The following is a 12,555-nucleotide window of genomic DNA, read 5'->3' as shown; positions in this document are numbered from 1 at the left end:
ATGCATTAAATAATGAGCGTTTATTATCTTATTTGATTTCAGTGACTTTAATCATATTCGTTCTTCCTTTTTCGCTGATCGGAATAGAGGCGGTGTTGACTACGAGGTCGCCTGAAGAGATCAGCCCGGCTTCTTTAAGCTGAGAATTTACATCTGCTATAGAAGAATCGGTACTTTCTTCCCCATCATAGTAAAATCCTTTTACACCCCAAAGTAAGCTAAGTGTATTAAGAAGCGATTTGTTTCCGGTAAAAATATGGATGTCTGAATCCGGTCTGTGGCTGGAGATTTCAAAGGCCGTGTAGCCGGATGAGGTCATTGCTACAATCGCTTTTGCTTTTACCTGTTGAGCGAGGTAAACCGACGATGCACAAATTGAATCCGGAATAGAGGTAGATGGATTATGCCCGGGCTTGCGTGGTGAAAAATAAGGATAAGCCGTGCCCTCTACGTTTTTGATAATCTTTGTCATCGTTTCGATTACGATTTCAGGAAACTCACCTACAGATGTCTCTCCGCTAAGCATAACGGCGTCAGCTCCATCCAAAACAGAGTTAGCAACATCATTAACCTCTGCTCGGGTAGGTCTAGGCGTAGTGATCATGCTTTCCAACATTTGCGTGGCAATAATCACTGGTTTAGAAGCATCGCGGCATTTCTGAACAATCATTTTCTGCAATAGAGGGACTTGTTCCATCGGGATTTCGACACCTAAGTCCCCTCTTGCAACCATAACCCCGTCCGTAGCGGCAATGATACTGTCGATATTTTCGATCGCTTCCGGCTTTTCAATTTTTGCAATGACCCGCGCTGTTTTGCCCCTCTCCGCAATTATTTTTTTGCATTGTAGAATGTCTTCGGCGGTACGAACGAAAGACATACCGATCCATTCAACATCATAGTTCAATACGAAATGAAGGTTATCTAAGTCTTCTTCCGTTAAACTGGGGATAGAAACTTTTGTATTAGGAAGGTTAACGCCCTTTCTGGACGTCAGTACACCGCCGTGTACCACCTCACAGGTAACCGAGTCGACACTATTGGTCTTTAACACCCGAAGCTGAATTTTTCCGTCATCTAACAAGATGATTTCTCCTTCAGTAACGTCTTTTGGAAATTCTTGATAGGTAATATAGATCTCTTCTTCATTTCCTATCATTTCTTTAGTAGTAATGCGAAGCTGTTTTCCATTTAATAAAATGGCTCCGCCTTCTTTCATTTTTCCTATACGTATTTTAGGGCCCTGTAGGTCGGCCAAGATTCCGATATTCAAATTGTTTTCGGCGTTAATCTCCTTTATCGTATTAATAACCTTGAGGTGATCTTCTTGGCTACCATGCGAAAAGTTTAAACGACAGACATCTACACCTTTTTCAATTAAGCTGCTTAATATTTCTTTTGGCGATGAAGCGGGGCCTAAAGTGGCCACAATTTTAGTTCTCTTATGAACTTTTTTCATTTTATTGCTAGTTTTTAATGGCGTTGAACATACTATAAGCCCTTGGTTTACCGGAAATATAGTTGTTCTTTATGGTTGTTAATTCTATTATTCTGTTAATTACCTTTTCCCCCCCTCGGGAAAAAGTCGTTGTTTTTATTCACAATAGTGTAAAAGTTACACGGGCAAAGGTAAGAAAATCATTCTCAAGCTAAAATACTAAATTTTCTCTCGATTTCAATTTATGTGGATCTATTTCGGATGCTACAACTACCTCTTTTAAATTATTTATCTGATCGATCTGCCACTCCAGCAGCTCATCATCGATGGCATTTTTTATCAATAAGAAAAAATCCGTGACTTTCATCTCCGGAATGAGTACCCCCCCCTCGAGACCTTTATTATTTAAAAGGTAGTAGGAAATTTCATTATTGCTGTCTTCATAGTAGTATCTTCCGAAATAAAAGGAATGTTGATTGTCTTGCCAAATTTCATGATCGTCTATTTTGTGTAGGTCCAATCCTGTAACTTTATTAATATAATAGCATAGCCGATAATCCTTTAAGGGGCAAGTTATGGCCACCAAATTGAAGTCGATATCCAATTCGTATTTTAATGTCAGCTTATTCAATGTTTCTAAAACTTTGGTGCAAACTTAGATAAATTGCTATTCTATTGCAATTGACATACTTAACACAAAACAAAAAATCATTTGTTATTAAGGACACTTGGCACAACAAGTGTTTAAGGGAAGTAATTTTCTGCCTTAAGTTGAACAAATTGCCTATGGTAAAATGTCTTTGAGAATAAAGTAATTAGGCCTAAAACTTAAAAAGGTTTGATTTTTGCTGAATTTTATTTTTCTTTGCACTGATTTATTAAACATTAAACCATAAAAATCATGTCTGATATCGCTTCAAGAGTTAAAGCAATTATCGTTGAGAAATTAGGTGTTGACGAAAATGAAGTTACACCAGAGGCTTCATTCACCAATGATTTAGGTGCTGATTCATTAGACACCGTAGAGTTGATCATGGAGTTTGAAAAGGAATTCAACGTAGCTATCCCTGACGACCAAGCTGAAACCATCAGCACTGTTGGACAAGCTGTAGCTTACTTAGAGAAAAACGTTAACTAACTAAAAATTAGGCCAATCGAATAAATGGAGCTTAAAAGAGTAGTAGTAACAGGATTAGGTGCGCTTACTCCTATTGGTAATACTGTTTCTGAATATTGGAATGGTTTGATCAACGGGGTAAGCGGAGCTGCTCCTATTACGCATTTTGATGCAGAGAAATTCAAGACAAGATTTGCGTGTGAAGTAAAAGGCTTCGATCCTACTCAATTTATGGATCGGAAGGAGGCTCGTAAGTTAGATCCATTTGTTCATTATGCCCTTGCCTCTACAGAAGAGGCTGTACGGGATGCCGGGTTAGAGTTTGACAAGTTAAATACAAATCGTATCGGTGTAATTTGGGGATCGGGAATTGGCGGATTGAAAACCTTTTTAGACGAAGTAAGTAACTTTGCTAAAGGCGACGGGACACCTAGATACAACCCCTTTTTTATACCCAAAATGATATTGGATATATGTCCTGGGCATATATCCATGAAGTATGGACTGCATGGGTTGAACTTTTCAACCGTTTCAGCTTGTGCTTCATCGACACACGCACTGATAGATTCCCTCAATTATATCCGGACAGGATATGCCGACGTTATTATTAGTGGCGGGTCAGAGGCCATTATCAACGAAGCGGGTATAGGAGGCTTTAACGCAATGCATGCACTTTCAACACGTAACGATGACCCTGCTACCGCGTCGCGACCTTTCGATAATGATCGGGATGGTTTTGTGGCCGGCGAGGGATCGGGAACGATTATCCTTGAAAGTTTGGAACATGCAAAAGCACGTGGAGCAAAGATTTACGCGGAGTTGATCGGTGGAGGCATGAGTGCGGATGCGCACCATATTACTGCGTCCCACCCGGAAGGTCTCGGTGCGCGGCTAGCGATGACCAATGCCATAAAAGATGCCCGTATTTCTAATGAACATATCGACTATATTAACGTGCACGGTACTTCAACACCGGTAGGAGATATAAGTGAATCGAAGGCCATTCTTGATCATTTTGGAGCTCATGCCTATGAGCTTAACATTAGCTCAACCAAATCTATGACAGGTCACCTGTTAGGTGCGGCTGGGGCGGTAGAATCAATCGCTTCCATTTTGGCCATCCGAAATGGTATCATACCTCCAACGATTAATCATTTCACCGATGATCCCAACTTAGATAGCAGACTTAACTTTACGTTTAATAAACCGCAAAGTCGAACAGTCAACTATGCTTTAAGTAATACATTTGGTTTTGGTGGGCATAACGCCTCCGTTATATTCAAGAAGTACGAAGAATAATGTGTTTCTGCCTTGAGAAACGTATCTTTTCGAAAGCTTCGCTGAATCATATCTATGGAATTCTGAAAATTTTCCAAATGAATAATGTCTATTTTTAGCATTTATAAGCTCTACCTCTCGTCCAAACGAAAATACGTTCGGGCACTAAAAAATTTACTCGGATTTATACCGGGAAATTTATACCTCTACCAAATGGCCTTTCGTCATAAATCGGTTGCGGTACAGGTAAAGAAAGGAACAAAAAATAGCAATGAGCGGCTGGAGTTTTTAGGAGATGCTATTCTAGGCGCAGTTGTCGCCGAGCTTTTGTTTAAAATGTACCCTTATAAAGATGAGGGCTTTTTAACGGAGATGCGTTCAAAGATTGTTAGTAGAGTTCATCTTAACCAATTAGCCAGAAAGCTGGGTTTCGATGAACTCATACAATACGATTCGAAAATGGTAGGATATCCCGGGAAATCGAGCTCTTTATTGGGCGATGCCTTTGAGGCTCTCATTGGAGCAGTCTATCTTGACAAGGGATACATGTTTACCCGTAATTTTCTTCTCAGCCGCATTATAAAGCCTCACGTAGACATTCACCTGTTAGAGCAAACCGAAACAAATTTTAAGAGCCGATTAATTGAATGGTGTCAGTCCACGGGGAACGAAGTGTTGTTTGAAGTAGCGAATAATGCAGAAGGAGAGAGCGCTAAATTATTTACGGTAGAAGCTATTATTTCCGGGGAAGTCAGGGGGACGGGGCGCGACTATAATAAGAAAAATGCCGAAAAGTTGGCTGCGGAAAAAGCCTGCGAAGCCTTAGGCATCATTTAGCGACGTAAAGGTTAGGTCGTTGCCTACTAGTATCCATATTTATCTTTCCATAGTTTCCGTAGATGCTCCCTTAGCTTTTGTTCTGAAGGGTTTTTTCCCGGATCATACAATTGTTGACCTCTTAATTCTTTAGGCATAAATTCTTGTTCAACAAAATTTCCATCGTATGCGTGTGCATACTTGTACTCCTTTCCATAATTTAAATTCTTCATCAGTTTAGTAGGTGCGTTTCTTAAATGTAAAGGAACCGATAAATCGCCCGTTTGTTTAACAAGCGCCTGTGCTTTGTTAATCGCTTCATAAGCAGCGTTGCTTTTGACTGATGAGGCCATGTAGGTTACCGTTTGCGAAAGAATGATTCTTGATTCAGGCCATCCGATTACATTTACAGCCTGAAAACAGTTATTTGCAAGCAACAGGGCATTTGGGTTTGCGTTGCCGATATCTTCGGAGGCCAGAATAAGCAATCGTCTAGCAATAAAGGATGGGTCTTCCCCTCCTTCAATCATCCGTGCCAGCCAGTATACTGCGGCGTTGGGGTCACTTCCTCGGATCGATTTGATAAAGGCGGAAATAATGTCGTAATGCTGCTCACCGGCTTTGTCGTAGAGCGCCATGTTCTGTTGAACCTGTTTCAGCACGAATTCGTTATTAATATGATGGTTACCTTCAGGAAGAGCATTGCTAACCAGTTCCAATACGTTAAGTAGCTTCCGGCCATCTCCCCCTGAAATTCGGAGAAGAGCCTCATGTTCATCAATAATGATTTTTTTTTCTTTTAGGACCGGATCATTAGCGAGGGCTTTTTGTAAAAGTGTTACAAGGTCACTTTCGTCTAATGGTTTCAACGTATATACCTGACAACGGGATAGTAATGCTGATATAACTTCAAAAGATGGGTTTTCTGTTGTTGCTCCAATTAAGGTAACCAGTCCCCGTTCAACAGCACTTAACAGAGAGTCCTGTTGGGATTTTGAAAAACGATGAATTTCATCGATAAATAAAATGGGTTGATCCTGAAACATGGCCTTACTTAAGTTCGCTTGTTCAATGACTTCCCTAACATCTTTAACCCCGGCATTTATTGCACTGAGGTTAAAAAACGGGCGATTTAAACGCTTCGAAATGATATAAGCTAAGGTCGTCTTTCCAACCCCGGGAGGTCCCCATAAAATCATAGATGGAAGATTGTTACTTTCAATGGATCTTCTTAAAACAGCATCCGGGCCCAATAGATGATATTGACCAACATAATCATTTATATTTTCAGGGCGCATGCGCTCAGCCAAAGGAGGAGTTGTTGCCATCTTTTTTAGCAAACCTACTATTATTTTTATCTAAAAGCAATACCAACATTGCGACAAAGAAGTCGAAAAAATAGGTTATGTCTTGGATATCATAAAATTGCAAATCAAATCAATTTTATATAAGTTTGTATAATAGGAAATAAATAAAAACGGCGTACGTGCAAAAGATACTTAAATATACATTGGTTTCTTGCCTATTAATGGGTTTCTCACCGGGGGTAAAAGGCAAGTTATCCAAAAGAAGAAGTGATAGGGGGATTGTGCCAGACACAGTATCCGTAAAAGATTTCTCAGGAATAGGCCCTGTTTTATATGAACTTCCACCCGAAAAGACCAAGGAGCAATTGCTGAAAGAAGAGTTTGACAAAAAGCGCATGGCTGCAGTTTTCGTTACAAAAGGGTTGGAAGAAAGAGGCCTCAGCGCTGTTTTGCAGCAGACCGGGCAGTATTATCCTTTACCCACGCATACAAGTATAAATAGAGCCGATCTACAGAATTCTCTCCAACGTTCTTTACAGTCCTATTTGCAAATTGGAAATATGGAGATGGTATCAGATCTGCAAAACCGGCTGGCGCTCTTATATGTAGAAGACAGGGGCTATGAACAAGCTATTGGTAGCTTTGAACGAGCCTTTGCTATAAAGGGAGAGATTAACGACTTCCATGCACAAGCTATTATTGCAAATAATTTAGGGGCCTTATATGAGTTTCTGGACAATACCGATAAAGCCCTGCTCTATTATGAGCTAATGAGTAAAGCTGCATTAAAGGCAAACAGTACACATAACATGGCGATAGCCTTAGAGCATTTAGCACTTTTGAAGGCTAGAAAAGGACAATTTAAAGAAGCACAGCATGATATCATTAAACGAGTTTTGCCTTTGTACAAAAAAGAGAAAAACACCAGCGGTCGTGTGAGTGCTTATAATAGTTTGGCTGCCATTTATTTGTTGGAAAAAAAATATACCGAATCCAGGTGGTTCCACCTTCAGGCTGTAAAAGTTGCTTCGTTGGCAAGTAATGGTCAGCGTGATTTGTCGTATAGTTTATACCATCTTGGTAAAGTAAAGAAATTACTGAAGGAGTATGATCTAGCCATCACCGATTATACTTCTGCAGCCGCTTATGCTTTACAGGCAGGTGATGAGATGTTGAGCTTACGTATATATGATGATCTAGGGGATGTGTATTTGCAGACAAAAAATTATACAAAAGCCTCTGAATATTTAACAGCTTATCACCATATCAAAAATCGGTTATTTCCCACTAGCGATGTAAAGGCCACGGTATCAAAAACAAAAGAAGATACCATGACAGTAATGCAGAATACTTCCATGTAACAAGCCCTCCGACAAAGTATAGCATCGCATAAATGTAAAATTTATATGATTTACAAAAGAAATAGTTTTATACTATATTGCTGTGTGGTTTTTGGTTCTTTTTTTGATAATTTTAAAGCCTTGAGGACAGCGTTGTCCAAGAGAGTATTACGTATAAATAATGGATATTAAATCGTTCCAAGAGATGTTGAAAAAATTGTTTTTGGCGTTGTTTATTGCTGCAGCAGTTGCTTGTAGTGCTAACCCGCGCGTTAAATTGGATGAAGGTTCAGGAGCTCTGCGGCCCAATGCCAAACAAGAAATTATAACCAAAGATTTAGTCGCCCTGCTTGAAAAGGCGCATTACAAAAAAGTTCCTTTTGATGACTCTCTGTCATCCGTCGTTTTTGATCTGTATTTGAAAAATCTGGATCAAGGGAAAAATTATTTTCTCCAATCGGATATCGACAGTTTTGAACCTTATCGTAAAGTCTTGTTAAATGATTTAAAGAATGGTGATCTAAGCGCGATGTTTCATATTTACAATGTTTACAGAAAGCGCTTTAATGAGCAATTAAAATACGCCATTTCCCAGATAGACAAGAAATATGATTTTACTAAAGAGGAGTCTTTCGTTTACGATCGAGAGAAACTTGCTTGGTTCAAAACCGAGGCCGAGGCTCAGGAAAGCTGGCGGAAAAGAATAAAATACGATCTTTTAAATCTGAAATTGAGTAGTACCGGAAAAGAAGGGGAGGAGACAAAAAATAAAAAAACGCTAAAAGAACGTTACCAAAATTTGCTTTCACAGGAAAACACGTCTAATAATTATGATGCGTTTCAAATTATGATGAATGCTTTTACGGGCGCTATTGACCCCCACACCAATTACTTCACTCCGGAAGATGCGCAGCGCTTTAACGAGAGTATGGCCCGTTCGTTTGAAGGAATAGGCGCGCAGTTAATGATGGATAATGAAGTCGTAAAGGTAATGCGTATAGTGCCTGGTGGCCCTGCCTTTCGCGATAAAACCCTAAAGCAAGATGATCGGATTATTGCTGTGGCCCAAGGTGACGGTGAATTTGTAGACGTAGTTGGTTGGCGGCTTGGTAATGTAGTCTCTAAAATAAAGGGGCCTAAAGGAACAACGGTTCGATTGAAAGTAATTCCCGCCGGCCAAGAACTTACTTCTGCTCCAAAAATAATATCCTTAGTGAGAGATAAGATTGTAGATGAAGAGCAATCAGCAAAGAAAGAAGTGAAAGAGGTTAAGGGCGCTGATGGAAAAACGTATAAAATAGGAGTCATAAAAGTTCCGGGATTCTACTTGAATTTTAAAGAAATGCAAGCTGGAAATCCTGATTATAAGAGTACAACAAGAGATGTACGGCGGATATTAGATACCTTAAAACAAGAAAAGGTCGATGCGGTTTTAATGGATCTGAGGGCGAATGGTGGAGGGTCTTTAATTGAAGCTGTAGAATTGACCGGACTTTTTATTAAATCAGGGCCGGTTGTGCAAGTTCGAGACCCGAACAATCGCGTGGAAATTAACAACGACGAGGATGAAAGCATAAGCTGGGAAGGGCCGCTAGGCGTTTTAATCGACCGATTCAGCGCTTCAGCCTCTGAAATTTTTGCTGCCGCAATCCAGGATTATGGACGTGGAATTATTATTGGAACCCAGTCTTACGGAAAAGGGACTGTGCAAAGTGCGGTAGCCATGGATCAATTTATTAGCCGTGCCGATAGGTTGTTGTTGAGTGCCAGAGATAAAACGAATGAAGCTTCCAATGATGAAAGCATGCCTCAAGGTGCCCCGAAATTCGGACAAATAAATTTTACAACATTCAAATTTTATCGAATAAATGGAAGCAGCACTCAACATAAGGGAGTCACGCCTGATATAGAATTTCCTATGATTTATGCAGCAGATAAATTTGGAGAAAGTTCAGAAAAAGCAGCTCTTCCCTGGGACCAAATTAAATCTTCTTCTTATAACCCTTATGCCGATTTAAGTGCGATCAAACCCGTCCTGATAAAGAAGCATAATGAACGGATGAAGACGTCTACAGAATATAAATATCTTTTAGACGATATCGAAGCGTTCAATAAGCGTGAAGGAGAGACTTCTGTATCCTTGCAGGAAACGAAGTTAAAGAAGGAAAGAGAAGATCAAGATGCAAAAAATAGAGATCGTGTAAACGCTCGCCGGCAACTAAAAGGCTTACCGGCCATAGCAAAAGGACAAGCGCTTCCCCGGATGGATAACGATTTCATCGAAGATGAAAGTTTAGACATCATGGCCGATTTCATAGAATTGAAACCTGCTGTTCATAATCAAGTGGCTGCTTCGGCAAAGTAGTTTTTTGGTTCGAACACATCGGACTCATAGCCATAGCCACTGCAAGTGGCTATGGCTTTTTATAGCATGTAGCAACCGTTCATTTAATTACGACAAACATATGTCTACTGAAAAGATAATTCTGGATAATATAAAATATAGACGAAGTGTTTTTCCTGTAAGTTATATCGATCAAGATATTCCTGATGAAATTATAAAGGAACTTCTGACATATGCTAATTATGCACCAAGTCATAAGCTCACCCAACCGTGGTTTTTTACGGTATTTAAAGGGCAAGGGCTCCAAGCGCTTGCTGATAAGATGGCCGAATTATATCGAGTGCAAACGAAAGAAGAGCAGTTTTTGATAAAGAAGTTTGATAATATCAAGGAAAAAATTCTAAAATCTGCGGCGGTAATTGCAATTAACATAGCTTATAGTGGAATCGTTCCGCGTTGGGAGGAAATAGCGGCTGTTGGGTGTGCGACGCAAAATCTTTGGCTTGCAGCAAAAGCGAAAGGCATAGGTGGATACTGGAGTACGCCGGGTACCTTGAGTGGGATGAGCGATTTTCTGCAACTCAGTCAAAATGAGGAATGTTTGGGACTTTTTTATCTAGGATATCATCATGAAAAAGAAGCAGAAGGCCAACGAAAACCTGTCGAAGAAAAAATTCGATGGATAAAAAGTTAATCATGTAAGGGAGTACAGCTAATTATCGCTCGCTCGACTCTTATTTCCTTGCGTAATTTGGTTGATAAAATTTGCCCAGGCTAAGGGACTAAACAATGCGTTGGAATTGCGTTGATTGACAGTCTTATTGGTTAAACCAATATGTCTGCTGGTCGCGTCTAAATTTTGTATTTCGGTTGCGTTTCTTGGAACTACCTTAGACATCGCTACCAATGACTCATAAGAAAGGTTTCTTTGAGCGATTAGATAATCGTCATCGGCGATCTGCAAATTCATGAATGCGTAGTTAAATTCGTCTATACTGGCCCATGGATAAACCGTGACGACGGGCAAATCGATAATTTGCGCCTTCATTGTTAAATTGACCGTCACTTTGTTAGTGGTGGTTTTAGGAATCACTAATTGCTCGGAACGATATCCTACAGCGCTGAGTTTTATCGTGTCCCCTTCATGGGCTACAAAAGAAAAGAAACCCTGATGATTTGCGTTAAACAGCTGCTTTTGATAAGAGAGATTTGTCAATGTTACATAGGGCACAGCGATATTTGAATCCGCATTATGTATAACTCCGCTAAACTGTACCAGCTTCTTTTCGGTATGTTGTTGGGCAAATGCCAAGGTAGACACACTTAAAATAAGCAAGCAGGTTACAAAAACGATTTTTTTCATAATGCAATAAAACTACCAAAACTCAGCAAAAGCTCCTGTTAAATAATGTTAAAAGGATTTGCGTCAATTAGTTAACACGCTGGGGCATGGTAGCATTCGGGTCATTTGGATCGGTAATGTTAATTGCTTCTACTGCGGTAATTTCGGGAACAGCTTTTTGAATGGCCTGTTCCAGACCCGCTTTAAAAGTCATAATACTCATTGAACAAGACGCACACGATCCTAACAGGCGCAAGCGAACGACATTCTCTGACGTAATTTCTTCTATGGTTACATTACCACCATCCGCCTCGAGATAAGGCCTTAGGGTGTTTAGTGCTTCTTCTACTCTCTCCTGTAAGCTCATAACCTTTGTGGTTTTAAAATAGATGTAAAGATACTAAAAATTATTTACTGTGTAAAATCCGGCTTTTGTACTTCCTTTATATTATGTTGTAAGGACAGTTGTTGCGCCACTTTTTCGGCAATTGATATAAAGTTTTTGGAAATAAGCTCGTCCTCATCAGTTACAATGGGATAGCCATTATCACCGGCATCACTAATGCTTTTGACCAAAGGAAGTTCGCCCAAAAAAGGAGCATCAAACTTTTCAGCCAGTCGTTTGCCGCCATCCTTTCCGAAAATATAGTACTTATTGTCAGGTAGTTCCGCGGGGGTAAAATAGGCCATGTTTTCAACAACCCCTAGTAGAGGGATATTAATCGTATTCATCATAAACATGCCAATACCCTTTGTCGCATCGGCCAAGGCAACATTTTGAGGCGTCGTTACAATAACGGCTCCTGCAACGGGATAGTTTTGAGCTACTGTGATGTGTACATCGCCGGTACCCGGAGGCAAGTCAACCACTAAATAATCTAATTCGCCCCAATCAGCATCGTTAAACAACTGCTTGATAGCAGCACTTACCATTGGCCCTCGCCAGGGAATAGGCTGATTCGGATCCGTAAAAAAACCGATAGATAATAGTTTAATCCCGAACTTTTCAATCGGTTCTATTTTCGTTTTTCCATCGGTTGTCTTAGAAGCCTTGGGACGTGCGCCTTCCACACCAAACATCATAGGGATGGATGGACCATAAATATCGGCATCTAATAAGCCGGTTTTTGCTCCTTTAAGATGAAGTGCTAACGCTAAATTAGCTGCAACGGTTGACTTCCCTACTCCTCCTTTTCCTGAAGCCACAACGATAATATTTTTAATATTATCCAGTTGTTGATTGGGAGCCGATTTTACCTGAGATGTCATGTTAATGGAAACTTCAATCTCTTTGTCGACAAAGTGCGCGATCGCATTACGGCAAGCATGTTCAATATGATCTTTCATAGGACAAGCAGGCGTTGTAAGCACAACACTGAAGCTGATTTTATGTGGTGTGATTTCAATATCTTTGATCATGTTTAAGGTAACAAGATCTTTTTTGAAATCAGGGTCTTCAACAAAACTTAAAGCATGTAATATCTGTTCTTTAGTTATCATTTGAACTCCATATTTTGTACAAAAATACGAAATATAGGGTAGATAATGCGGTCTTTACCCGGGTTTGCGGTAT

At 40.1% G+C, this 12,555-nt stretch carries 12 protein-coding genes; 6 read left to right on the top strand and 6 right to left on the bottom strand.

The window, feature by feature from the left end:
- Positions 1-28: 28 nt before the first annotated feature.
- Together pyk and E0E36_RS02480 are read right to left on the bottom strand one after the other, a co-directional pair.
- Entirely contained in the window at positions 29-1,459 is a 1,431-nt protein-coding gene (gene pyk, locus E0E36_RS02485) for a pyruvate kinase (RefSeq protein WP_013664645.1), read from the bottom strand.
- Between the two features lie 190 nt (positions 1,460-1,649).
- The gene (locus E0E36_RS02480; protein WP_041387154.1) at positions 1,650-2,069 is read right to left on the bottom strand and encodes an IPExxxVDY family protein; all 420 of its coding nucleotides are present in this window, start codon (positions 2,067-2,069) and stop codon (positions 1,650-1,652) included.
- A 270-nt stretch (positions 2,070-2,339) separates the two neighbouring features.
- On the opposite strand from E0E36_RS02480, the gene E0E36_RS02475 reads away from it, so the two are divergent.
- From E0E36_RS02475 to rnc, 3 genes are all read left to right on the top strand, one after another.
- The gene (locus E0E36_RS02475; RefSeq protein ID WP_013664647.1) at positions 2,340-2,576 is read left to right on the top strand and encodes an acyl carrier protein; all 237 of its coding nucleotides are present in this window, start codon (positions 2,340-2,342) and stop codon (positions 2,574-2,576) included.
- 24 nt (positions 2,577-2,600) lie between these two features.
- Complete coding sequence (fabF, locus tag E0E36_RS02470; protein WP_013664648.1) at positions 2,601-3,854, top strand: beta-ketoacyl-ACP synthase II; 1,254 nt, start codon at positions 2,601-2,603, stop codon at positions 3,852-3,854.
- A gap of 84 nt (positions 3,855-3,938) precedes the next feature.
- A complete protein-coding gene (rnc, locus tag E0E36_RS02465) occupies positions 3,939-4,670 on the top strand; it encodes a ribonuclease III (RefSeq protein WP_013664649.1) in 732 nt (243 codons plus the stop codon).
- Positions 4,671-4,696: 26 nt separating this feature from the next.
- Here rnc and E0E36_RS02460 read toward each other — a convergent pair whose 3' ends face one another.
- Positions 4,697-5,977: a replication-associated recombination protein A gene (locus tag E0E36_RS02460; protein WP_130854595.1), complete on the bottom strand. Its 1,281-nt coding sequence runs from the start codon at positions 5,975-5,977 to the stop codon at positions 4,697-4,699.
- Positions 5,978-6,135: 158 nt separating this feature from the next.
- Here E0E36_RS02460 and E0E36_RS02455 point away from each other — a divergent pair, with 158 nt between their 5' ends.
- The 3 genes from E0E36_RS02455 (at position 6,136) to E0E36_RS02445 (ending at position 10,334) form a co-directional block, all read left to right on the top strand.
- Complete coding sequence (locus E0E36_RS02455) at positions 6,136-7,317, top strand: tetratricopeptide repeat protein (RefSeq protein ID WP_013664651.1); 1,182 nt, start codon at positions 6,136-6,138, stop codon at positions 7,315-7,317.
- Between the two features lie 160 nt (positions 7,318-7,477).
- Entirely contained in the window at positions 7,478-9,661 is a 2,184-nt protein-coding gene (locus E0E36_RS02450; RefSeq protein WP_242627111.1) for a carboxy terminal-processing peptidase, read from the top strand.
- A 100-nt stretch (positions 9,662-9,761) separates the two neighbouring features.
- Complete coding sequence (locus E0E36_RS02445) at positions 9,762-10,334, top strand: nitroreductase family protein (RefSeq protein ID WP_130854594.1); 573 nt, start codon at positions 9,762-9,764, stop codon at positions 10,332-10,334.
- An 18-nt stretch (positions 10,335-10,352) separates the two neighbouring features.
- Here the strand turns inward: E0E36_RS02445 and E0E36_RS02440 are convergent, their stop codons facing one another.
- The 3 genes from E0E36_RS02440 to E0E36_RS02430 form a co-directional block, all read right to left on the bottom strand.
- Positions 10,353-11,003, bottom strand: coding sequence for a peptidase associated/transthyretin-like domain-containing protein (locus E0E36_RS02440; RefSeq protein ID WP_013664654.1), 651 nt, complete (start codon positions 11,001-11,003; stop codon positions 10,353-10,355).
- Positions 11,004-11,070: 67 nt separating this feature from the next.
- Positions 11,071-11,349 carry a NifU family protein gene (locus E0E36_RS02435; protein WP_013664655.1) on the bottom strand — a complete coding sequence of 93 codons (279 nt, stop codon included), beginning with the start codon at positions 11,347-11,349 and terminating at the stop codon, positions 11,071-11,073.
- Positions 11,350-11,393: 44 nt separating this feature from the next.
- Positions 11,394-12,482: an Mrp/NBP35 family ATP-binding protein gene (locus E0E36_RS02430; protein ID WP_130854593.1), complete on the bottom strand. Its 1,089-nt coding sequence runs from the start codon at positions 12,480-12,482 to the stop codon at positions 11,394-11,396.
- Positions 12,483-12,555: the final 73 nt, after the last annotated feature.

This window comes from Olivibacter jilunii, from assembly GCF_900607235.1.
Taxonomy (GTDB): Bacteria; Bacteroidota; Bacteroidia; order Sphingobacteriales; family Sphingobacteriaceae; genus Olivibacter; species Olivibacter oleidegradans.
This window is presented reverse-complemented; position numbering and strand designations above follow the sequence as displayed.